General features: G+C 60.3%; 19 protein-coding genes. 12 read left to right on the plus strand and 7 right to left on the minus strand.

The features are described 5' to 3' along the window. Window positions 1-18: 18 nt before the first annotated feature. Both BVH74_RS08820 and epmB read right to left on the minus strand, forming a co-directional pair. Window positions 19-1,821: a cyclic-di-GMP receptor FimW-related protein gene (locus tag BVH74_RS08820; protein WP_080051678.1), complete on the minus strand. Its 1,803-nt coding sequence runs from the start codon at window positions 1,819-1,821 to the stop codon at window positions 19-21. A 173-nt stretch (window positions 1,822-1,994) separates the two neighbouring features. Continuing rightward, the gene (gene epmB, locus BVH74_RS08825) at window positions 1,995-3,020 is read right to left on the minus strand and encodes an EF-P beta-lysylation protein EpmB (protein ID WP_080049697.1); all 1,026 of its coding nucleotides are present in this window, start codon (window positions 3,018-3,020) and stop codon (window positions 1,995-1,997) included. Between the two features lie 78 nt (window positions 3,021-3,098). Between epmB and efp the strand changes: the two genes are divergently transcribed. Together efp and epmA are read left to right on the plus strand one after the other, a co-directional pair. Next, window positions 3,099-3,665, plus strand: a complete 567-nt coding sequence (gene efp, locus BVH74_RS08830) for an elongation factor P (RefSeq protein WP_080049698.1) — start codon at window positions 3,099-3,101, stop codon at window positions 3,663-3,665. A 78-nt stretch (window positions 3,666-3,743) separates the two neighbouring features. Then, window positions 3,744-4,703 (plus strand): EF-P lysine aminoacylase EpmA, encoded by a 960-nt coding sequence (gene epmA / locus BVH74_RS08835; RefSeq protein ID WP_080049699.1) that lies wholly within the window; start codon window positions 3,744-3,746, stop codon window positions 4,701-4,703. Window positions 4,704-4,848: 145 nt separating this feature from the next. Here the strand turns inward: epmA and asd are convergent, their stop codons facing one another. The 3 genes from asd to BVH74_RS08850 are packed head-to-tail and all read right to left on the minus strand — an operon-like array spanning window position 4,849 to window position 8,083. Beyond that, window positions 4,849-5,694, minus strand: coding sequence for an archaetidylserine decarboxylase (gene asd, locus BVH74_RS18920; protein WP_080049700.1), 846 nt, complete (start codon window positions 5,692-5,694; stop codon window positions 4,849-4,851). Between the two features lie 9 nt (window positions 5,695-5,703). Continuing rightward, entirely contained in the window at window positions 5,704-6,507 is an 804-nt protein-coding gene (locus tag BVH74_RS18925) for a rhodanese-like domain-containing protein (protein WP_080049701.1), read from the minus strand. 37 nt (window positions 6,508-6,544) lie between these two features. Next, the gene (locus BVH74_RS08850; protein ID WP_080049702.1) at window positions 6,545-8,083 is read right to left on the minus strand and encodes a hypothetical protein; all 1,539 of its coding nucleotides are present in this window, start codon (window positions 8,081-8,083) and stop codon (window positions 6,545-6,547) included. A gap of 116 nt (window positions 8,084-8,199) precedes the next feature. On the opposite strand from BVH74_RS08850, the gene motA reads away from it, so the two are divergent. Beyond that, complete coding sequence (gene motA / locus BVH74_RS08855) at window positions 8,200-9,054, plus strand: flagellar motor stator protein MotA (protein WP_080049703.1); 855 nt, start codon at window positions 8,200-8,202, stop codon at window positions 9,052-9,054. 4 nt (window positions 9,055-9,058) lie between these two features. Further along, the gene (gene motB, locus BVH74_RS08860; protein WP_080049704.1) at window positions 9,059-10,027 is read left to right on the plus strand and encodes a flagellar motor protein MotB; all 969 of its coding nucleotides are present in this window, start codon (window positions 9,059-9,061) and stop codon (window positions 10,025-10,027) included. On the opposite strand, the gene rsgA is transcribed toward motB, so the two are convergent. Then, window positions 10,028-11,038, minus strand: coding sequence for a small ribosomal subunit biogenesis GTPase RsgA (gene rsgA / locus BVH74_RS08865; protein ID WP_080049705.1), 1,011 nt, complete (start codon window positions 11,036-11,038; stop codon window positions 10,028-10,030). Between the two features lie 56 nt (window positions 11,039-11,094). Between rsgA and orn the strand changes: the two genes are divergently transcribed. Next, window positions 11,095-11,637: an oligoribonuclease gene (gene orn / locus BVH74_RS08870; protein ID WP_080049706.1), complete on the plus strand. Its 543-nt coding sequence runs from the start codon at window positions 11,095-11,097 to the stop codon at window positions 11,635-11,637. Between the two features lie 41 nt (window positions 11,638-11,678). Here orn and queG read toward each other — a convergent pair whose 3' ends face one another. Then, window positions 11,679-12,746, minus strand: a complete 1,068-nt coding sequence (gene queG / locus BVH74_RS08875) for a tRNA epoxyqueuosine(34) reductase QueG (RefSeq protein WP_080049707.1) — start codon at window positions 12,744-12,746, stop codon at window positions 11,679-11,681. Window positions 12,747-12,811: 65 nt separating this feature from the next. On the opposite strand from queG, the gene BVH74_RS08880 reads away from it, so the two are divergent. From BVH74_RS08880 to hflX, 7 genes are all read left to right on the plus strand, one after another. Then, the gene (locus tag BVH74_RS08880; RefSeq protein WP_080049708.1) at window positions 12,812-14,299 is read left to right on the plus strand and encodes an NAD(P)H-hydrate dehydratase; all 1,488 of its coding nucleotides are present in this window, start codon (window positions 12,812-12,814) and stop codon (window positions 14,297-14,299) included. A gap of 270 nt (window positions 14,300-14,569) precedes the next feature. Beyond that, entirely contained in the window at window positions 14,570-15,049 is a 480-nt protein-coding gene (gene tsaE / locus BVH74_RS08885) for a tRNA (adenosine(37)-N6)-threonylcarbamoyltransferase complex ATPase subunit type 1 TsaE (protein ID WP_080049709.1), read from the plus strand. Window positions 15,050-15,069: 20 nt separating this feature from the next. Next, window positions 15,070-16,461 (plus strand): N-acetylmuramoyl-L-alanine amidase, encoded by a 1,392-nt coding sequence (locus tag BVH74_RS08890; protein ID WP_080051679.1) that lies wholly within the window; start codon window positions 15,070-15,072, stop codon window positions 16,459-16,461. A 2-nt stretch (window positions 16,462-16,463) separates the two neighbouring features. Beyond that, entirely contained in the window at window positions 16,464-18,320 is a 1,857-nt protein-coding gene (mutL, locus tag BVH74_RS08895; protein WP_080049710.1) for a DNA mismatch repair endonuclease MutL, read from the plus strand. A gap of 26 nt (window positions 18,321-18,346) precedes the next feature. Further along, complete coding sequence (gene miaA / locus BVH74_RS08900) at window positions 18,347-19,318, plus strand: tRNA (adenosine(37)-N6)-dimethylallyltransferase MiaA (RefSeq protein ID WP_080049711.1); 972 nt, start codon at window positions 18,347-18,349, stop codon at window positions 19,316-19,318. A 128-nt stretch (window positions 19,319-19,446) separates the two neighbouring features. Beyond that, window positions 19,447-19,701 (plus strand): RNA chaperone Hfq, encoded by a 255-nt coding sequence (hfq, locus tag BVH74_RS08905; protein WP_080049712.1) that lies wholly within the window; start codon window positions 19,447-19,449, stop codon window positions 19,699-19,701. Window positions 19,702-19,721: 20 nt separating this feature from the next. Continuing rightward, window positions 19,722-21,023, plus strand: a complete 1,302-nt coding sequence (gene hflX, locus BVH74_RS08910; RefSeq protein ID WP_080049713.1) for a ribosome rescue GTPase HflX — start codon at window positions 19,722-19,724, stop codon at window positions 21,021-21,023. The last annotated feature ends 33 nt before the right edge of the window (window positions 21,024-21,056 follow it).

The following is a 21,056-nucleotide window of genomic DNA, read 5'->3' on the forward strand; positions in this document are numbered from 1 at the left end:
TCATATAGGCTTTTGAATTTACAAGGACTTCCAGAGTGAGTCAAAGTCATCCTCGTTGCCGGTCCCCAAAGATGTGCTGTGAGTCTCGGAATGGGCTTTTCCACTCTCGGGCTGCTCAAGAATACGGTATTCAAACTGGTTGAAGCTGCCAGTGGCGGCTATCCGGTCGGTCAGGTGGCCACGTAGCTCGTGACTGCCCAGGTGAATGATCACCTTGCTGTTGACCTGGAAAGGCAGGCGTGGGGTGATCAAGGTTGCCGGGCGGTCGATGGCGCTGACTGCCGGAAGCATCAGGGCGCGCAGAAAATGACTTGGCTCACCGGTCTTGCGTACCAGCTTAACCGCGCACGGGGTGCAATGGGGGGCGATCAGTTCGACGCCCATTTGTGTACCGCCTCCGCGGACCTGGCGAATCCAGCGAACCACCGCCAGGCTCCAGTCCTGCTCGCGAGCTTCCTGGACACTCAGAAGTTCACCGGCCTGTAGTTGCTTTGGCACTTCCTTGGGCCAGGTCAGGCAAAATCCCCCCGGACTGTGATTGACGATCGGCAGCTCGTGGATCGGATAGCTTGCTTCGTTCTCTTCGGTTTCGCTGTTCTCGCGTTGGAGTACGCTGGCGCCTGGAGTGTAGTCAATGGCCTGGTAGTCAGAGCTCACCCACTCCACTGACCGGTCGCCATCGAAAGCCGAGCCCCAGCCAGCACCATGTCGGGCGCGTTGCGCCATATCGGAAAACGGGTTGAGTTGTTGCTCGTCGATATTGATGAAATTGGCAAAGGCGCGCTTGGCAATCCGGAAGTGGGTGGCACTCATGCCGATACTGACCTTTAACGTGCCGCGTCCAGGTACTCGGTTGAAGGTACGTTCGGCCAGATCGCCCCAGCTTTGACTAAGGTGCTGCAGTAATTCCACGCCTAGTGACTCGGGCACAATCAGGCTTGCCTCGGCGTCATTTAGCATATATCGCTTGATGCCTTCGACTAGGCGGTGAGTGTCGAGTCCGAAACTGCGGCTCAGGTCTTCGTTCTGCAGTAGTGAGCGATAGCGCGGAGCGCTGTCTACTGTCGGATTTACAATCAGCAGCGAGGAACTCTCGTTGGCCGGAACCAGGCTCGCCAACTGGCACCAGGCTTCCAGTGTGCTGAAGAGGCGGGCCATGGCGCTTTGGCGCATCTGGTTAGGCTGCGCTGCGCCCATCAGCAGGGCGCTCAGATAGCAATGTTCAATACTCAGCGGCGCCTGGTTGCGGCTGAGTGGGTCTGCTACCGGGAGGTTATGGATCTTGCGATGGCGGGCAAGTTGGTACAGCTGGTGCAGCTCCAGCCAGATGCCTTCGGCGACCGGGCAATAGAGCTGATAGGCCCGCAGCAATGGACCGCACAGTGAACGCATGGCGCGCTGGATCGCCAGGGTAAACAACTCACCATGTTCCCGGGCTTTGAGAGTGCGTTCCTGGGCCACCACGATCTTGTAGCCATTGGCTAGGTGGTTCTGCAGTGATTGCGATAGGTTGGCAACCTTGCGTGGCCGCTCTTCAAGAACGATGGCCTGGCCCAGGTAATACTTGGACAGGGAAGTGCAGACGTAGTTAACCTCGGGGCGAATCCGTTCGAGTATCGCCAGCCTGAGTTCGGCAGGCATATCGTACTGGTTGATTTCGATCAAACCTTGGTACAACTGCCTGGCAGTCTCACCGATATTGGCCTTGGGCAGATTGGCGATCCAGCGGGCAATGCCTTTCTCACTGGGCTCGGCGAAACTCAGGTTGTCACGGGTCTGCTTGGGAATGCGCAGCAGCAGTTTGTGTGGTGTGCTGTCCATGGTGGTCATTATCCAGTACTGGAGGTTCCGGCTCCAACCTGACGGACTACAAAACCGAGCTCCGGGTATAATGGAGTAACTGCTCACACTGTAGCAGTTATGCCCTGGCGATGCTAAACCAACTGCTGGCCGGTCGAGTTCAGCGGACGGCTGTGACGCTTTCGAGTCCCGGCTCAGTCTTCCAGCAGTTCGATAGGCAGAGGTACCTTGCTTGCCCGGCCGGCCACCTCACGTACCAGCTTGGGCACCAGAAAGCCCGGCAGGCGAGTCAGCATCCGGCCTACCAGCTCTTTGGCCTGTTGGTCATCGATGTGGAAATGCCCGGCACCACGCACATGATCCAGAACATGGAGATAATAGGGCAAAATGCCATTATCGCCTAGGCGTTCGCTGAGGGCGATCTGGTCTTCCAGTCGGTCATTCACACCCTTGAGCAGCACTGCCTGATTGAGCAGCAGCATGCCGGCGCCTCGCAGCTGGGATGCGGCGCCGGCCAGAGCCTGATCCAGTTCATTGGCATGGTTGCAGTGCAGCACCATGGTTACTGGCAGTCGAGTGTCACACAGTGCTTCGAGCAGGCTATCGGTGACCCGTTGGGGAATGACCACCGGCAGTCGGGTATGGACCCGCAGGCGGCGAACATGCGGGATCTCGGCAATACGCCGGGTCAACCAGTGCAGGCGTTTGTCATTGGCCGCCAGGGGGTCGCCACCGCTATATATTACTTCGCTGATGGAGCTGTCGGCCCGGATGTAGTCCAGCGCCTGCTCCCATTCCTGGCTGCTCAGGTTGTTGTCGGCATAGGGGAAATGCCGGCGGAAGCAGTAACGACAGTTGATCGCACAGCCGCCACTGACAATCAGCAGCAGCCGGCCGTGATACTTGTGAATGATCCCCGGACGGGCATTGCTGTGCTGCTCGCCCAGTGGGTCGAGGATAAAGCCGGGCTGCTCCTGCAGTTCCTCTCCGACTGGTAAAACCTGGCGCAAAAGCGGGTCGTTGAGCTCGCCGGGTTGCATTCTTGCCAGGTAGGGTTCAGGCACTCGCAACGGAAATTCGGCGCAAGCCGCCAGCCCCGGTTCGAGCAGAGTGGTATCGAGTTCGAGCCTCTCCAGCAGAGTCCGTACATCGGTAATGCTGGTGGCCAGCAGCGTTTGCCAGTCGACAGACTCAACAGGCGCCGAAGTTCCATGTATCATTGGCGTTTTTCCGCGCAAGGGTGGCAGAGCATCCGGGCGCGATTCCGGATCTACCGTTCAAACTGAAGTGGGAAAGTTATGGCCAGTTATTCTACCAACGAATTCAAGCCGGGTCTCAAAGTGATGCTCGACGGTGACCCCTGCTCGATCCTCGAGAACGAGTACGTCAAGCCGGGCAAGGGCCAGGCTTTCAACCGGGTCAAGGTGCGTAACCTGAAGACCGGTCGGGTCAACGAGCGCACCTTCAAGTCCGGCGACAGCCTGGAAGGCGCCGACGTAATGGACCGCGAGATGGAGTTCCTTTACGCCGATGGTGAGTTCTGGCACTTCATGGCCACCGACGGTTCCTTCGAACAAGTAGGTGCTGACGAGAAAGCTGTGGGCGATTGCATCAACTGGATCAAGGAGCAGGTGATCTACACTGTGACCCTGTTCAATGGTTCGCCGATTGCCGTAACTCCGCCGAACTTTGTCGAGCTGGAAGTGGTCGAGACCGACCCGGGCGTGCGCGGTGATACCTCCGGCGGCGGCAACAAGCCGGCCAAGCTGGTGACTGGCGCGGTGGTCAAGGTGCCGTTGTTCATCAACGTTGGCGATGTACTCAAGGTCGACACTCGCACCAGCGATTACGTTGGTCGTGCCTGATTAGCGTCATTGGCGTTCGTCATCAACCGGGGCCAAGGCCCCGGTTTTGCGTTGTAAGGCTCAAATGTGGAGTGCCCAATGAGTAACTGGCAGCCCAGCGCTACGCTGGATGCACTGCGCCGGCGCGCGGCGATCATTGACCAGATTCGTACGTTCTTTCGCCAGCGCGAGGTGCTGGAGGTGGAAACACCGAGCCTGTCTGCAGCGGCAGTCAGTGATCCGCACCTGTTTCCATTTGTCTGCGACTACGTGCCCGAAGGCGGCGGGTCGGCGCAGCCGCTGTACCTGCATACCTCGCCGGAATATCCGATGAAGCGCCTGCTGGCTGCCGGAAGTGGACCGATCTGGCAGCTGGCCAAGGTTTTTCGCAATGGCGAAAGTGGCCGGCGGCACAATCCCGAGTTCAGCATGCTCGAATGGTATCGACCGGACTTTGATCATCACCAGCTGATGGATGAAGTCGATGAACTGGTCAGGCAAATCCTCGGCTCGGCGCCGGCCCGGCGCGTGACCTATGCGGCGCTGTTCGCCCAGCAACTGGGCGTCGATATCCATACCTGTCAACAGGAGGAACTGGCTGCGCTTGGTCGCTCCCACTGTAGCTTCGACGGGCAACTGGACCGCGATGGCTGGCTCAATTTACTGTTTTCCCACTGCATTGAGCCGACCCTGATCGAGCCGACCCTGGTCTACGCCTTTCCGGTGTCCCAAGCGGCGCTGGCCCGGGTGGTCGATGGTGATGATCAGGCGCCCAGTGCCGCGCGTTTCGAATTGTTTATCGACGGCATGGAGTTGGCCAACGGTTATTATGAACTCAGTGACGCCGACGAGCAGTTGCGGCGTTTTGAGGCTGATCAGTTGCAGCGCCAGTCGCTTGGGCGGCCGGTGCTGCCGATTGACCTGCATCTGGTCGACGCGCTGCGTTCGGGACTGCCGGACTGCGCCGGTGTGGCCTTGGGCGTGGACCGCCTGGTGATGCTGGCACTGGGCGCCAGCCGGATCGATCAGGTGGTGGCTTTTACCCTGGAGCGTGCTTGACCCTCGTCTGGCAGGGGGGTAGCTGCTCTCTAGTCAATTCACCGCAGCTCCAGCCTGGAGCGGATGCTCCAGGCTCCCAGGAAAAGCAGCTGCTTGCGGTAACAGACCCTGGGCCGGCACCGAAACAGATTTAATCAGTGTTTCCCTAGCGCACGGTGCCCATCGCCTGACCCATACGCACAGCACTGCCGGCGGCCAGTTCTTTGACCCACTCTACCTTGTCCGGACCGAACAGGACGATGGCAGTCGAGCCCAGCTTGAAGCGGCCCATTTCCGCCCCGCGTGCCAGCTCTGGTGCTGCCTGGCCGTAGCGCTGACTGTTCAGTTGCCGACTGGGTGGAGCGACCAGGCCGGCCCAGACGGTTTCCACCGAGGCGACGATCATGGCACCGACCAGCACCACGGCCATTGGTCCGGCCGGGGTATCGAACAGACAGACTACCCGTTCGTTGCGGGCAAACAGCTCGGGTACGTTTTCCGCCGTGGTCTGATTGACCGAGAACAGCTTGCCGGGCACGTAGATCATGTCAGTCAGGGTGCCACCCAGCGGCATGTGTACCCGGTGATAGTCGCGTGGTGACAGATATACAGTGGCAAACTCGCCGCCCTGGAACAGTGCGGCGTGTTCCGGGTTGCCGCCGAGCAGTTCCAGCACGCTGAAGCTCTGGCCTTTGGCCTGGAAGATGCGGCCGTGTTCAATACGGCCCAATTGGCTGATGGCGCCATCGGCTGGGCACAGTACTCCATCGCCGTCGGCCAATGGCCTGACGCCATCTTTAAGTGCGCGGGTAAAGAAGTCATTGAAACAGGCGTAGGCGGTCGGATTTTCTTCGGCCGCCTCGCTCATGTCGACCTGATAGCGCTTCACAAACCAGGTGATGAAAGGGTTCTTGACCCAGCTCCAGGTGCAGTTGGCTAGGCCGCCGGCCAGGCGTGACAGCAGATGCTGGGGCAGTAGGTATTGGGAAATGATGAACAGGCGCTCGCGCATGCGGGGTCCTCAGGTTTCAACAGGGGTGTCGGGGTGGTTGCCCCACTCGGACCAGGAGCCGGCATAGGCTCTGACCCGGGGGTAACCGAGAATTTTCGCGGCCAGATAGGTAAACCCGGAGCGGTGATGGGTCTGGCAGTGGGTGACGATTTCCTTGTCTGGAGTGATGCCCAGGGCCTGCAACTGCTCGGCCAGGTCGCTACGCAGGCGCAGGCCGCGTTCTGGGTCCATGCCAGCAGTCCACTCTAAATTGATCGCGCCGGGAATGTGTCCGCCCTTGGCCGCCAGTACCTTGTCGCCACGGTACTCTGCTGGTGAGCGGGCATCCCAGATTACCCGCTGCGGGTTGTCCAGGTCGGCCAGCAGTTGCTCCAAGTGGATGGTCGGGGCGTCATTCAACTGCAGTTGTGGCTGTGTCGGGGGGGCTTGGTTTGCGTGCTGCTCCAGCGCCAGACCAGCTAGCTGCCAGGCCTTGAGGCCGCCGTTGAGATAGCTGTAGTGCGTGTGACCGATGCAGTCGAGCAGCCAGATAAAGCGCCCGGCCCAGCCGCCGCCCTCATCATCGTAAACAATGTAGTGCAGCCGCTCGTGATGACCCAGCTCGCCCAGCAGTGCGCTCAGGCTGATCAGGTCCGGCAGATAGCCAGGGGTGGGCGCCGGATGCACGATCCGGCTCGGGGCAAGGTGCACGGCGCCGGGGATATGGCCGCTCAGGTATTGCTCGGTCTTGCTCAAATCAACCAGGCGCAGGTCCGGGTTGGTACCGATATCAGGCAAATCGGTGGGCTCGAGCAATAGTGCTAGCTCGTTCATCGGTTGTGCTCCTGTTGTATGGGTCAGGCGAGCCGGTTCAGTTCGGCTGCTTGAAGGTTATCAGGGCCTGGTAAAGACTTTGCGCGGTCTTGATCAGAGCGGCCCTGCGGCGTTGGTCGAGCTGGCCGTTGGCTGGCGCAACATGGATCAGGCCTATTACCCGCTCTCGATGGAGCAGGGGCAACAGGTGTCCATGTTCAGCCAGTAGCGTTTTGCAACTGGCTGGCATCAACTGGGCGAGCTGACGCAGGCGCTCCGGGCTCAGGTCATGACAGTCACTGCTGCTCAGCCAGCGTCCCCACAGGCCTTCGCGGCAAGAGCCCAGCGTAGCGCCGGCCAAACTGGCAGCGTCAAAGCCGCGGTTGGCACTGATCATCAGTTGATCTTTGCGGCCATTATACAGGGCAATCCAGCTTCGTCTGATATCCAGTCCCTGTTCCAGCGCATCCAGCGCGCAGTCGAGGGCGCTCAGCAGGTTGGCAAACGGGCTGGGGTGCTGGCGCAGGGTCAGGCAGCGTTGACGCCAGAGTTCGGGGTTGCCGCGAGCGGCAAGGGTTTTGGGAGGTGCAGTGCGGGGCTGGCGACGGGTGCCTTGGGGCCAGAGCAGTGCCTCGGCGGGGTGCCACAGTCCGGTACTGCGTAGTTCGGGGTTGTGCTGGGCGTGACTGACCGCGTTGCGGTGGCTGGCGCTTTGCATCTCGTCCAGAGCACAGCCAAGGTAGAGTGCCGTGAGTTGCTGCCAGCGCCGGGTGTGACGGGCATCCCAGTCATGGTGTGCACCCAGAGCCAGACCGTTGGCCATCAACAGGCTATTGGCCGGCTGGGTCAGCCAGCGCAGCAGCGGGCGGTCATCGTCCAGAGCCGCCTGCTGGGCGCGCGGATGTTCACTGTTGCGGGCGATATGCAGAGCCTTGACCATGGTGCGGCGACCGCTAAGGGCGCGGTAGCCCTGAATGATCCAGGGTGGTAACCACCAGCGTTGGGCCAATTGAATGGCCAGCTCCAGCAGTTCGGCGTTACTAGGGACAGGGGCTGTATTGGGAGCTGCCGCCAGCCCGAGATGGCGTCGGTCCCAGCCGTCGAACAACTCGGGGCGTTGGTAAACTATCACCCAAAAGGGCGCCAAGAACAGCAGGCTTGCCAGTGACAGCTCATGCCAGAGTCTGGCCATGCGCTGGGCGAACAGTCCCTGGGCCTGTGCCAGGGCATGCTCGCTAAGACTAAGCAGTTGCCGGTATTGTTGCGGTGCTTGCTCACGGTCGATGACCGGCAGTTCACGCAACAGGCTGCGCAGGCGTTCCACGCCAAGCAGGCCGCAGGCCTGCTCCAGGGTCATTATGTCGATATCGCGCTGACGCGCGGCCAGCCCGGCCTGGCGACAGACATGCAAAGTTGCGACTGGCGAGCGCAGAATCGCCTGGCTCAGATCGCTCAGACTCAGCAATTCATTGTTCAGATGCCGCAGCAGCAGATCGCGCTGCTGGCGTTCAATGGGTAACACTATTGCACTCAGGCTTTCGCTCAGGCTGCCGATAGCGTCTTGTGGATCGATCTTGCCGTGCTGGTCTAGGCTCATGGCTAGGGCGACTTTACACTCCAGGTTTTGTCGCAGACTATAGCGCGGGAGTTTTACCTCCGTCACGGAGGATTGCAGGTCGGTGGCCTGAAGGATTATGAGGAAATGACGGGTTTATGCTGAAAATTGCCGGTTTCATTGTCGTGTTCATCTGTGTGCTCGGCGGCTTCATGCTGTCGGGCGGCCACCTGGCGGCGCTCTGGCATCCCTTCGAGATTCTTATTATCGGCGGGGCGGCGCTGGGGGCATTTCTGGTGGCCAACAACTTTGCCACGGTGAAAAAGGTGTTTGGCAAGGTACCGGCCATCCTGTTCGGCCACAAGTTCAGTAAGCCGTTTTACCTTGATGTGCTGGGCGTGCTCTACGAGGTGCTCAACAAGAGCCGGCGCGAGGGCATGATGTCAATCGAGGCGGATATCGAAGAACCGGAGCAGAGCCCGATTTTCAGCAAGTACCCGGCGATTCTCAAAGACAAACACATGACGGCCTTCATCTGCGATTACCTGCGGATCATGTCAACGGGCAACATGGCGCCGCATGAACTTGAGGCGTTGTTCGATGTTGAAATTTCCAGCCTTACCGAAGAGTTGCACGGTCCCGCGCATGCAGTGACCCGCGTGGCCGACGCGCTGCCGGGGTTCGGGATTGTCGCCGCGGTGCTGGGGATCGTGATTACCATGGGTATTCTGGGTGATGCAGACAACACCCAGATCGGTGAAAAGGTGGCCACCGCTCTGGTGGGAACCTTCCTGGGGATCTGGGCGGCCTATGGCTTTGTTGGCCCGTTTGCCGCTGCCATGGGGCATGAGGCCCATGAAGAGGCCAATGTCTACGAGGCGATCAAGATGTGTCTGGTAGCCAGTGCCCAGGGCTTGCCGCCGGCTCTGGCGGTGGAGTTTGGGCGCAAGGCGCTGCTGCCGGAACACCGTCCCAGCTTTACTGAACTCGAGTCGTCGGTGAAGGGCCGCTGAGCGGATGGATAACAATCAGCCAATCATCGTCAAGCGTGTCAGCCGCAAGGCGGACGGGCATCACGGCGGTTCCTGGAAGATCGCCTTCGCCGATTTCGCCGTCGCCATGATGGCATTCTTCCTGGTCATGTGGCTGCTGGCCACAGCGACCCCGGAACAGTTGAAAATGGTTTCAGGGTATTTCCAGGACCCCATCGGTTTTTCCGAGGGTGGCAGCCCTTACGTTATTGATCTGGGGGGGGCGCCGGAGCTGGCACCACAGCGCACACTGCAGGAAAGTGCAGTCACTGATCCAGTGCCGCTGGACCCCGAGTCGATTCAGGAGCTGGCAGATGAGCTGGAACAGCAACAGCTTGATCTGTTGCTGCAGGAGTTGCAAAACCAGATTGATATCGATCCGGTGCTACAACGGTTCAAGGATCAGATTTTGCTGGAAATCACTCAGGACGGCTTGCGTATCCAGATCGTCGACGCAGAGAACCGGCCGATGTTCGCCAGCGGCAGCGCCCGGTTGCAACCCTATTTCGAGGAAATCCTGCTTGCCCTGAGCGATACCATAGCCCGGGTGCCTAAGAAGATCAGTATCAGCGGGCATACCGATGCTCAGCCATTTGTCGCCCGGCGCGATTACGGAAACTGGGAGCTCTCGGCGGATCGGGCCAATGCCGCGCGGCGAACCCTGCTGGCTGCCGGCTACCCTGAACAGCAGTTGGCCCGAGTGGTGGGGTTTGCCGATTCGGCCCTGTTTGACCGTAGCAATCCGCTCAATCCAGTCAATCGGCGCATTGATATCGTAGTGTTGAACAAGCGGGCCGAAGAACAGATGCTTGATGGTGTCAGCGAGTCTGCTTATCAGGAACAGGACGCTCAGGTGCCGTTGGATGTGCCGGTCAGCGGTGAGCGGATTCCTGGTGGACGCTCACTCAATCTGTTCGAGGAAGGTGGCTCGCTGGAGCAGTTGCGCGGTCAGTAATCAACTGCTCAGGCTGGACAGAATATGGCGATAGCTGTCCATCCGGGTGGTCGATATCTTGCCTTCGTCCAGCGCTTGCAGCAGGGCGCAGCCCGGCTCGTGCAGGTGCTGGCAGTCACGGAAACGGCACAGCCCAAGGAAAGGACGAAACTCGATAAAGCCTTCGAGCAGGTCGTCATGACTGATATGGGTCAGGCCGAACTCACGGATACCGGGCGAGTCGATCAGTTCGCCGCCAGCCGGAAAGTGAAATAGCCGGGCGGTAGTGGTAGTGTGCGTGCCTTTGCCGGTCGCTTCGGACAGCTCACCAACCCTTAGGTCGACACCGGGCAGCAGGGTGTTGATCAGAGACGACTTGCCTACCCCCGACTGACCAACAAATACGCTGATGCGATCCTGCAGGGCGGTGCGCAGTTGTTCCAGGCCTTCACCGGAACCGGCCGACAGGTGCATCACCCGATACCCGAGCTTGGCGTAGTCGGCCAGCCAGTCGCGCAACTCCGGGTACTCACCTTGCTGCATCAAATCGGCCTTGTTGAGTACCAGCAGCGGCGTCAGACCGGCCTGTTCGGCTGCTACCAGATAGCGGTCGATCAGGTTGCTGTAAGGGGTGGGCAGCGGGGCAAAGACGATTACCAGTTGATCGACATTGGCGGCGACCGGTTTCAACTGGCCACGCTGATCCGGACGGCACAGCTCGGAGCTGCGTGGCAACTGGGCGACGATCACGCCACCCTGCTGGTTGTCTGCGCGCCAAATGACCTGATCGCCGGTCACCAGTGCCGGCAGGTTGGCACGCATGTGGCAACGGCGGATCAGTCCGTCGTCGCCCTCCACATCGACCTGTACACCAAAGTGGGCAATGACCCGGCCCTGCTGCTCTGGCCCCAGGTCGCCGCCCATAAGGGTTTCTTCCGCACGCTCGGCACGGCGGCGGGCTCGCTCAGTCCGCTCTTCCTGGATTTTCTGGATGCGCCAGCTCTGGCGTCGGGTAAGGTTTCGTTTGGCCATGGGTTCAGGTCGGTTAAGATGGCGGCAGTGTAGCCTAAACCTTGCCTGGAGTCCTTATGCAAAACCCCGACAACCTGATCTGGATCGACCTGGAAATGACCGGCCTGGATCCGGACAAGGACGTGATCATTGAAATTGCCACCGTGGTGACTGATCCTCAGCTTAATGTGCTGGCCGAGGGGCCGGTGTTTGCTGTGCATCAGCCGGATGCACTGCTTGACGGCATGGATGAGTGGAATACTCGCCAGCACGGCCAGTCCGGCCTGACCCAGCGGGTCAAGGACAGTCGCATTGATGCGGCCGAGGCCGAACGGCAGACTCTGGTGTTTCTCCAACAGTGGGTGCCGGCGGGTCGTTCACCGATGTGTGGCAACAGCATCTGTCAGGACCGACGCTTTCTCTATCGTGGCATGCCAGCGCTGGAGAAATATTTCCATTACCGCAATCTTGATGTTTCAACGCTAAAAGAGCTGGCCGCGCGCTGGGCTCCAGAGGTCAAGGACGGGTTCAAGAAACAGAGCAGTCACCTGGCGCTCGACGATATCCGCGACTCGATTGCCGAGCTGCGCCATTATCGTGAGCATTTCATCAAGGTCTGAAGAAATGTTCAGCCGTAAGATCGGAGCTTTCGGTTTGTTCTCTAAGCGGGCAGTTCCCCATGCCGCGCCAGGGCCCAGCGCACATGCTCGCGTACCAACTCCGAAGGGTGGTCGGCGCGGCTCTTGAGGGCTTCAATCACCGGGATGCTGCTGGTGGCATTGCCCAGACCGACCGCCAGGTTGCGTAGCCAGCGTTCGTGGCCGATCCGGCGAATTGGCGAGCCCTCAGTGTTGCGCAGAAAGGTTTCTTCATCCCAACGAAACAGACTGACCAGCTCGGCCTGGTCAAGTTGGTGGCGGGGTTTGAAGTCGTCTTCAGCGCTGGGTTTGGCGAAGCGGTTCCAGGGGCAGACCAGTTGGCAATCATCGCAGCCGAACACCCGGTTGCCCATCATCGGCCGTAGTTCCAGTGGAATACTGCCCTTGAGTTCGATGGTCAGGTAGGAAATGCAGCGCCGCGCATCCAGTACATGGGGGCCGACGAAGGCCTGGGTCGGGCACTTGTCTAGGCAGGCCTGGCAGCGGCCACAGTGCTCCTGTTCGTAGCTGGAGTCCAGCGGCAGCGGCAGATCGGTATAGAGTTCACCCAGAAAGAAGTAGCTGCCGGCCTGGCGATTGATCAGCATAGTGTTCTTGCCGATCCAGCCGAGCCCGGCGCGGGTGGCCAGGGCCCGCTCCATGACGGGCGCGCTGTCGACGAAGGCGCGATAGCCGAACGGCCCGACCAGGGCCTGGATGCGTTCGGCCAGATGTTGCAGCCGGCGGCGCATCAGCTTGTGATAATCACGACCCAGGGCGTAACGGGAAATGTAGGCACGCTCGGGCTGGCCCAGGCGTTTGGCCATGGCCGGTTCGGCCGGCAGGTAATCCATGCGTACCGAGATGACCCGCTGGGTGCCCGGCACCAGCTCGGCCGGGCGGGTACGCTTGCTACCGTGGCTGGCCATCCACTCCATATCACCATGGTAGCCGGCTGCCAGCCAGGCTTGCAGCCAGCGTTCGTGCTGGCCGATGTCTGGCTGGCTGATGCCAAGTTGCTGAAAGCCGAGTTCTGTGGCCAGGCTGCGAATCTGGCTGACCAGTTGCTCGGGAGTGGGAATGTCGGACATGCTGGCTCGGTGGGCTGATGCGCTAGGAACTCATATAATTGTACGAAGGAATCTCACAAATTGGCATGCCTATGTCCTCTCGTCTTCCTGCGGTTTTTTATTCTGCGGCGCAAACCCGTGAACTGGATGCCCGGCTGATTGCCGGCGGCATACCCGGGTTCGAGCTTATGCAGCGGGCCGCAACAGCAGTGTGGGAGGCTGTGTTACAGCGCTGGCCGGGGGCTGCTCGGCTGACGGTGCTGTGTGGTACAGGCAATAATGCGGGTGACGGTTATCTGGTTGGTGTGCTGGCGCAGCGGGCAGGTTGGCAGGTGACTGTTTACTGGTTGGGCGCACCAGAGCAGTTGCGTGGTGATGCTACTCTGGCCTGGCAGGCGGCTCGGAATGAGGGGCTGGTAATCAAGCCTTGGTGTGCTGAGGCCGAGCTGGCAGGCGTTGTGGTCGACGCCTTGCTTGGTACCGGGCTCAGTGGGCCTGTCAGGCCACAGTATGCTGAACTGATCGAGCAGCTGAACCGCAGTGCGCTGCCTGTCGTAGCAGTAGATCTTCCCAGTGGGCTGGATGCTGATACCGGGGTGCCGCAGGGTGTGGCGGTGCGTGCCGAGTTGACGGTTACCTTTATTGCCCTCAAGCCTGGTTTGCTGACTGCCCAGGGGCCAGACCATGTGGGGCGCCTGGTATTTGCCACGTTGGCGCGGCTGCCTGAGGACGTACCGCCGGCATTAGGCGTGCGCCTGCGCCTTGGCGACTGGAGGGATTGTCTGCCAGCCCGGCCGCGGGCGGCGCACAAAGGGCTGTTTGGTCATGTGTTGCTGGTCGGCGGTGAGCGGGGCATGGGCGGAGCCATTATTCTGGCTGCTCAGACCGCATTGCGCAGTGGTGCGGGCCGGGTCAGCGTGGTGACCAGGCCCGAGCATGTAGCGGCGCTGCTCAGTCGTTGCCCGGAGGTGATGGTGCATGGACTGGATGATCCGGCGGCTATGGCTCCACTGCTGGAGCAGGCTAGCTGCCTGGTGATAGGCCCGGGGTTAGGGCGCAGTGACTGGGCGCGCTCACTCTGGCGTCAGATACTGGCCAGTGAACTGCCCAAAGTGCTCGATGCCGATGCCTTGAACCTGTTGGCCGAGGCGGAGGTTCCGGGGCTAATCGGCCCCTGCCTGCTGACACCGCATCCGGCAGAAGCCGCCCGCTTATTGGGGCTGGACACTGCTGCAGTCCAGGCTGACCGACTGGTGGCGGTGCAGCGTTTGGCTGAACGTTACGCCAGCGCAGTGGTACTAAAAGGGGTAGGCAGTCTGATAGCCGGGCCGCCGGGTGGCGAGCGACCATTGGCGCTATGCTCCGACGGCAACCCGGGCATGGCTGTCGCTGGAATGGGGGACGTGCTTTCGGGATTGGCCGGAGCTCTGTTGGCTCAGGGCCTGGATGTTGGCGATGCCGGCCGTTATGCGGTGCTGGTGCATGCCCTGGCCGGCGATCAGGCGGCCCAGGCTGGCCAGCGTGGTGTGCTGGCCAGTGATTTGATTGAGCCTATTAGGCAGTTACTCAACTAAGGAAGCACTGATTAATTGCACTCAAGCCCAGCAGCCCAGTTGGCGCTGACCTGTTTTGGACTGTCGATGCCCTGGACGGGCATCGTCAAGCCCCCAGGGGTGAGGCAAGCGTTTACGAAGCATGCTTCGTGCGCCGCCGAACGGCGACCGATCTGTGATCGGTTGGCCGGACCCGGAGGGGGTTCACGGCGTGTCCAGAACAGGTCAGCGACAATTGGGCCAACACTGGACTTATTTAATCAGTGTTTTCCTGATTTTTTGGGGTCGAGCATGAAGTATCGTGTGGAACTGCTGGGTGAGCAGGTGATGGAGGCGTTTGGGGCTGAGTTGGGTCGGGCCCTTGAGGGGCGTGGGGTAGTGTATCTGCACGGCGACCTGGGCGCGGGCAAGACCACCCTCAGTCGAGGCCTGATTCGCGGCCTGGGGCATGTTGGGGCGGTAAAAAGTCCGACCTTCACGCTGGTTGAACCCTATGAACTGAACGGCTTGAATATCTACCATTTTGACCTGTACCGGCTGGTCGATCCGGAAGAGCTGGAGTTTCTTGGGATTCGCGACTATTTTCGCGATGACAGCCTGTGTCTGGTTGAGTGGCCAGAAAAAGGCACAGGTGTTTTGCCAAGTCCAGACCTGACGATTACCATAGGCGCAGAGGGTGGCGGACGCCTCCTGACGCTTGAGCATCACAGCGCCCAGGGAGTGATGGCATGCCAGCGGCTGCGTGACATAAGGGGTGAAGCACAATCGTGACAAAGGCAATCGGGGGAATGTTGAAATTGGCGTCGCTCTGCTTGGGGGCAGGGTTGGTCAGCGCCTTCAGCGGGCTAGTGCAAGCCGCTGAAATCAACAATGTGCGCCTCTGGCGCGCTCCGGACAACACTCGCCTGGTTTTTGACCTGTCGGGCCCAGCCGACCACACTCTGTTCACCCTGTCGAGTCCCGAACGTATCGTGATCGATATCAACGGTGCCCGGCTGTCGGCCAATACCGCCAATTTGCCGCTGGAAGGTACTCCGCTTACCGGAATGCGTTCGGCGCCACGCAATGACAGCGACCTGCGGGTGGTGCTGGATCTATCGCGTCAGGTTAACCCGAAAAGCTTTAGTTTGCCGCCGAATCAACAGTACGGTCATCGTCTGGTGATTGACCTGTTTGATCAGGAACCGCCACGCAGTGATCTGCCCGCTCCGACCCAGCCCAGCGCCTCACCACTGCCGCAACAGCCGGCGCGTACTGCCGAGTCGGGCAATCGCGACGTCATTGTTGCGCTGGATGCCGGCCATGGTGGCGAAGATCCGGGCGCTGTTGGCTATCGCGGTGCCCGTGAGAAGGACGTGGTGCTGGCGATTTCCCGTGACCTGAAAGCGATGCTCGACGCCGAGCCAGGGTTCAAGGCGGTACTGGTGCGGACCGGGGACTATTTCATTCCGCTGCGTCGGCGTACCGAGATCGCCCGTCAGCACAATGCTGACCTGTTCGTTTCGATTCATGCCGACGCCTTTACCCGTGCCAGCGCCTTTGGTGCCTCGGTTTTCGCGCTGTCTGATCGCGGTGCCACCTCCGAGACCGCGCGGCTGCTGGCTGACCGGGAGAACCGTTCGGACCTTATCGGTGGGGTCGGTGGCGTGACCCTGGACGACAAGGACAAGGTGCTGGCCAGCGTGCTTCTGGACCTGTCCATGACAGCCACCCTGTCGGCCAGCCTGGATGTGGGGCAATTGGTACTCAACTCGATTGGCCGGGTTACGCCGCTGCACAAGCGGCGGGTCGAGCAGGCGGGTTTTATGGTGCTCAAGTCGCCGGATATCCCATCGATTCTGGTCGAGACCGGGTTTATCTCCAATCCGGGCGAGGCGCAGAAACTGGTAACCCGCAGCCACCAGCAGACCCTGGCCAGAGCCATGCATAATGGGATTCGCGACTATTTTCACCGTAACCCGCCGCCCGGTACCCGGCTGGCAGCACTGCGTGCCGAAGGCAGGCTGCAGGCCCAGGGGCCGCGCGAGCATACCGTGGTGCGCGGTGATACCCTGTCTATGATTGCTACCCGCTACAGTGTCTCCCTGGCCAGTTTGCGCCAGGCCAACAATCTGACCAACGACCAGATTCGTGTCGGCCAGGTACTCAAGGTGCCGGCCGGTAGTATGCTGGTTCAGAACTGATTATGTCCCGTATTCATCTGCTTAGTCCGCGACTGGCCAACCAGATCGCGGCAGGGGAGGTCGTTGAACGGCCCGCCTCTGTTATCAAGGAGTTGCTGGAAAATAGCCTGGACGCCGGCGCCACACGTATCGATATCGATGTTGAGCAGGGCGGGGTCAAGCTCCTCAGGGTGCGTGATGATGGTGGCGGGATTGTCGAAGACGATCTGCCCTTGGCGCTGTCGCGGCATGCCACCAGCAAAATTCGTGATCTTGACGATCTGGAGCGGGTTGCCACGCTGGGCTTTCGTGGTGAGGCACTGGCTTCGGTCAGCTCGGTTTCGCGTCTGACCCTGACCTCACGGGCCGCCAGCGCCGATCAGGCCTGGCAGGTCGAGACCGAGGGGCGCGACATGGCTCCGCGAGTACAGCCGGCGGCCCATCCTCAGGGTACGACGGTTGAGGTACGCGATCTGTTTTTCAATACCCCGGCCCGGCGCAAGTTCCTACGTACCGAGAAAACCGAGTTCGCGCACCTTGAAGAGGTGGTCAAGCGCCTGGCGTTGTCGCGTTTCGATGTGGCTTTCAGTCTGCGTCACAATGGCAAGACCATTTTCTCATTGCGTCCAGCCAATACCGAGCAAGAGGCCCGGCGGCGGGTGGCCACGGTCTGTGGTCCGGCCTTTGTCGAGCAATCGTTGCAGGTTGATTCCGAGCGCTCCGGGCTGCGCCTGTGGGGTTGGGTCGGATTGCCAACCTTTTCGCGCAGCCAGGCCGATTTGCAGTACTTCTTCGTCAATGGCCGGATGATCAAGGACAAGCTTGTCGCCCATGCGGTACGCCAGGCCTATCGGGATGTGCTGTTCAATGGACGGCATCCGACGTTCGTGTTGTTCATGGAGCTGGATCCGGCGGTGGTGGATGTCAATGTGCACCCGACCAAACATGAGGTGCGGTTCCGTGATGGGCGGATGGTGCATGATTTTCTGTTCAGCACTCTGTACCGGGCGCTGGCCGATCAGCGTCCCGGTGATGCTGGGGCGGCTAGTGACGAGCCAGGACTGCAGCCAGCTGTCGCTCAGCCGGTCGTCAGTGGCCTGGCGGCTGGGGTCTTTTCCGGCCAGGAGCGCATGCCGCTGAATGAGCCTGCGGCGGCCTGGAATCCAGCGCCCAAGGTGCCGGAGCGACCATCCAGCGAGGCGGTAGCGGGTGTCCTTAAGGGGTATGCTGAGCTGTATGCCGGAGCTGGCGAAGTGCTGCAGCGCCCCGAGCTGCCAGCCGCTGAAGCCGGAGAAGCGCCGCCGCTCGGCTATGCCCTGGCGCAGTTGCAAGGTATCTATATTCTCGCTGAGAACGCCCAGGGGCTGGTGGTGGTGGATATGCACGCGGCCCACGAGCGGATCACCTATGAGCGCTTGAAGCAGGCCATGGACAGTGAGGGGCTGCGCAGTCAGCCGTTGCTGGTGCCGGAATCGATTGCGGTCAGTCAGCGCGAGGCCGATTGCGCTGAGGAACATGCCGCCTGGTTTGCCCAGTTGGGTTTCGGTCTGCAGCGCATGGGCCCTGAAACCCTGGCGATTCGCGAGATTCCGGCGCTGCTGCGGCAGGCCGATGCGGCGCAACTGGTACGTGATGTGCTGGCCGACCTGCTGGAGTATGGCAGCAGTGATCGGATTCAGGCGCACCGTAATGAACTGCTGGCGACCATGGCTTGCCATGGCGCGATTCGGGCCAATCGGCGCCTGACGTTGGCGGAAATGAATGCGCTGTTGCGTGATATGGAGCAGACCGAGCGCAGTGGTCAGTGCAATCATGGGCGCCCGACCTGGACCCAGATGAGCCTGGCAGAGCTGGACAAGCTGTTCCTGCGTGGGCGTTGAGATATGAGTCTGTGTCGGAGTGTTGCATGAGTGCGCCGGCTCTTCCGGTCATCTGCCTGATGGGGCCGACTGCAGCAGGCAAGACCGATCTGGCGCTGTATCTGGCCGATCATTTGCCTTGTGAGCTGGTCAGTGTCGATTCGGCACTGGTCTATCGGGGTATGGATATCGGTACGGCCAAGCCTGATGCAGCCACCTTGGCGGCCTACCCGCATCACTTGGTGGATATCCTTGATCCGGCCGAGGCCTACTCGGCCGCTCGCTTCGCCGAGGATGCCCGGGCGCTGATCCATGACATTCATGGTCGTGGGCGTTTGCCGCTGCTGGTTGGTGGCACCATGCTCTACTACAAGGCGTTGGCCGAAGGGCTGGCGCCAATGCCGGCTGCCGATCCGGCGGTGCGTCAACGGATTGAGGCGCAGGCCGCCGAGATTGGCTGGCCAGGGGTGCATGCCGAGCTTGCCAAGGTCGATCCGGTGTCGGCGGCACGGATTCATCCCAACGATCCGCAGCGAATTCAGCGGGCCTATGAGGTCTTTTTGCTCAGTGGTGTGCCCTTGAGTGGCTGGCACGCCCGCCAGTCGGCGGAAAAAGCCCGTTCAGAGCCGCCCGTTGGGCAAAATATGCCTTATACTATGCATTATCTGGCTGTTGCTCCAACGGAGCGGCATATCCTGCATGAGCGTATCGCTCAGCGATTCTCTCTGATGTTGCAGCAAGGCTTTATTGCCGAGGTGCAGTCCTTGTATGCCCGCGGTGATCTGGACAGCTCGATGCCGTCAGTGCGCGCGGTTGGCTATCGTCAGGCCTGGGATTATCTGGAGGGGAAACTCTCCTATGATGGCATGGTCGAACGGGGGGTTATCGCCACGCGTCAATTGGCGAAGCGGCAGTTCACCTGGCTGCGGGGCTGGTCCGATCCTATCGACTGGCTTGATAGCCTGGATCCGAAAAGATTCGAGCAGGCCTTGAAAGCCTTGCAAACTATCGCCATATAGGATCGGCGTGTTCTGCTAATCTTGTTTTTGCAGTCATTTAATCAGACCAACCCGTCTTAAGGATAATGGACAGGTTGGATAAAACGCATTTTTAATGCTCAAAAAACGGTTTCCATAAGGAGTGAGCGATGTCAAAAGGGCATTCTCTACAAGACCCTTACCTGAACGTTCTGCGCAAGGAACGTGTTCCGGTATCCATTTACCTGGTCAACGGCATCAAGCTGCAGGGCCAGATCGAGTCTTTCGACCAGTTTGTCATTCTGCTGAAGAACACTGTCAGCCAGATGGTCTATAAGCACGCTATTTCTACCGTCGTACCTGGCCGTCCCGTACGTCTGCCGGCTCAGGGCGGTGTTGATGAAGCCGAGGGCGGTAACGCCTGATGGTAGTTCAGGAGGCCTGATTGTTTTTTGAGCGCCATGAAGGAGGTGAACGTGCGGTACTCGTTCACCTCGAAGGCCTGGATGACCTGACCCGCGAAGATCCCCAGGAATTTCTCGAACTCGCCCGCTCTGCGGGTGCCGACATCGCTGCCTTTCTGACGATCAACCGACAGCAGCCCAGCCCGCGCTTCCTGATTGGCAGCGGCAAGGTTGAGGAGCTGCGTGCCCTGGTCAAGGGGCATGAGGCTGATCTGGTTATTTTTAACCACACCCTGACTCCCAGCCAGGAGCGCAATCTGGAGCGTGAGCTGGAGTGTCGGGTGATTGATCGTACCGGTCTGATTCTCGATATTTTCGCCCAGAGAGCCCGTACCCATGAGGGTAAGCTGCAGGTCGAGCTGGCTCAGCTCGAGCATCTGAGCACTCGTTTGGTCAGAGGCTGGACCCACCTTGAGCGGCAGAAGGGTGGGATTGGTTTGCGTGGGCCAGGTGAAACCCAGCTGGAAACTGACCGGCGTTTGTTGCGCGGGCGTATCAAGCAGATCCTCAAACGGCTGGAAAAAGTGCGCAGCCAGCGCGAGCAGGCCAGGCGCGGGCGCCGCCGTGCGGAAATTCCGGTAGTGTCGCTGGTAGGTTATACCAACGCCGGAAAATCGACCCTGTTCAATACCGTGACCGCTTCGGCGGTGTACGCTGCTGACCAGTTGTTCGCGACACTGGACCCGACCCTGCGACGCATCGAACTCAGCGAGATTGGTCCGGTGGTCATGGCTGACACCGTAGGTTTTATCCGTCATTTGCCGCACAAGCTGGTTGAGGCTTTCCGCGCTACGCTGGAAGAATCGAGCCAGGCCGACTTGCTGTTGCATGTGATTGATGCTGCGGATGCCGAGCGGCAGTCGAATATCGAACAGGTTCATCTGGTGCTGGATGAGATTGGTGCTGCCGAGCTGCCGGTGCTGGAGGTCTACAACAAGATCGACCTGCTGGACGAATTCGAGCCACGAATTCAACGTGACGAGCAGGGGGTGGCCATTCGGGTTTGGCTGTCTGCGCGTGATGGTCTGGGGCTTGATCTGCTGGCTCAGGCAATGGCTGAGCGTCTGGGCGAAGATGTTCTGCAGCAGCGTATTGTGCTGGAGCATGCCGAGGCGCGCTTGCGCGCCCAGTTCTATGCGCTCGGTGCAGTTGTGCATGAGTCGATCGCTGATGATGGTCGCCAGCAACTTGATCTGCGTTTGCCGCGCAGCGACTTCAATAGATTGCTCAAGCGCGAGGGTTGGCAGCCCGAGGCCTTCCTGACTCAACATACTTTGCAATAATGGACGGCGCTGCGGTTCGCGCAGCGTCGAGCA

Source organism: Halopseudomonas phragmitis, assembly GCF_002056295.1.
Classification (GTDB): Bacteria; Pseudomonadota; Gammaproteobacteria; order Pseudomonadales; family Pseudomonadaceae; genus Halopseudomonas; species Halopseudomonas phragmitis.

What these genes read in the sequence shown, in the direction of transcription:
- BVH74_RS08880 (WP_080049708.1), top strand. Translation starts at nt 12,812, where the DNA reads ATGCCTATGTCCTCTCGTCTTCCTGCGGTTTTTTATTCTGCGGCGCAA.
- efp (WP_080049698.1), top strand. Translation starts at nt 3,099, where the DNA reads ATGGCCAGTTATTCTACCAACGAATTCAAGCCGGGTCTCAAAGTGATG.
- queG (WP_080049707.1), bottom strand. Translation starts at nt 12,746, where the DNA reads ATGTCCGACATTCCCACTCCCGAGCAACTGGTCAGCCAGATTCGCAGC.
- epmA (WP_080049699.1), top strand. Translation starts at nt 3,744, where the DNA reads ATGAGTAACTGGCAGCCCAGCGCTACGCTGGATGCACTGCGCCGGCGC.
- orn (WP_080049706.1), top strand. Translation starts at nt 11,095, where the DNA reads ATGCAAAACCCCGACAACCTGATCTGGATCGACCTGGAAATGACCGGC.
- motA (WP_080049703.1), top strand. Translation starts at nt 8,200, where the DNA reads ATGCTGAAAATTGCCGGTTTCATTGTCGTGTTCATCTGTGTGCTCGGC.
- BVH74_RS18925 (WP_080049701.1), bottom strand. Translation starts at nt 6,507, where the DNA reads ATGAACGAGCTAGCACTATTGCTCGAGCCCACCGATTTGCCTGATATC.
- tsaE (WP_080049709.1), top strand. Translation starts at nt 14,570, where the DNA reads ATGAAGTATCGTGTGGAACTGCTGGGTGAGCAGGTGATGGAGGCGTTT.
- BVH74_RS08850 (WP_080049702.1), bottom strand. Translation starts at nt 8,083, where the DNA reads ATGAGCCTAGACCAGCACGGCAAGATCGATCCACAAGACGCTATCGGC.
- hfq (WP_080049712.1), top strand. Translation starts at nt 19,447, where the DNA reads ATGTCAAAAGGGCATTCTCTACAAGACCCTTACCTGAACGTTCTGCGC.
- mutL (WP_080049710.1), top strand. Translation starts at nt 16,464, where the DNA reads ATGTCCCGTATTCATCTGCTTAGTCCGCGACTGGCCAACCAGATCGCG.
- asd (WP_080049700.1), bottom strand. Translation starts at nt 5,694, where the DNA reads ATGCGCGAGCGCCTGTTCATCATTTCCCAATACCTACTGCCCCAGCAT.
- epmB (WP_080049697.1), bottom strand. Translation starts at nt 3,020, where the DNA reads ATGATACATGGAACTTCGGCGCCTGTTGAGTCTGTCGACTGGCAAACG.
- miaA (WP_080049711.1), top strand. Translation starts at nt 18,347, where the DNA reads ATGAGTGCGCCGGCTCTTCCGGTCATCTGCCTGATGGGGCCGACTGCA.
- motB (WP_080049704.1), top strand. Translation starts at nt 9,059, where the DNA reads ATGGATAACAATCAGCCAATCATCGTCAAGCGTGTCAGCCGCAAGGCG.
- BVH74_RS08820 (WP_080051678.1), bottom strand. Translation starts at nt 1,821, where the DNA reads ATGGACAGCACACCACACAAACTGCTGCTGCGCATTCCCAAGCAGACC.
- rsgA (WP_080049705.1), bottom strand. Translation starts at nt 11,038, where the DNA reads ATGGCCAAACGAAACCTTACCCGACGCCAGAGCTGGCGCATCCAGAAA.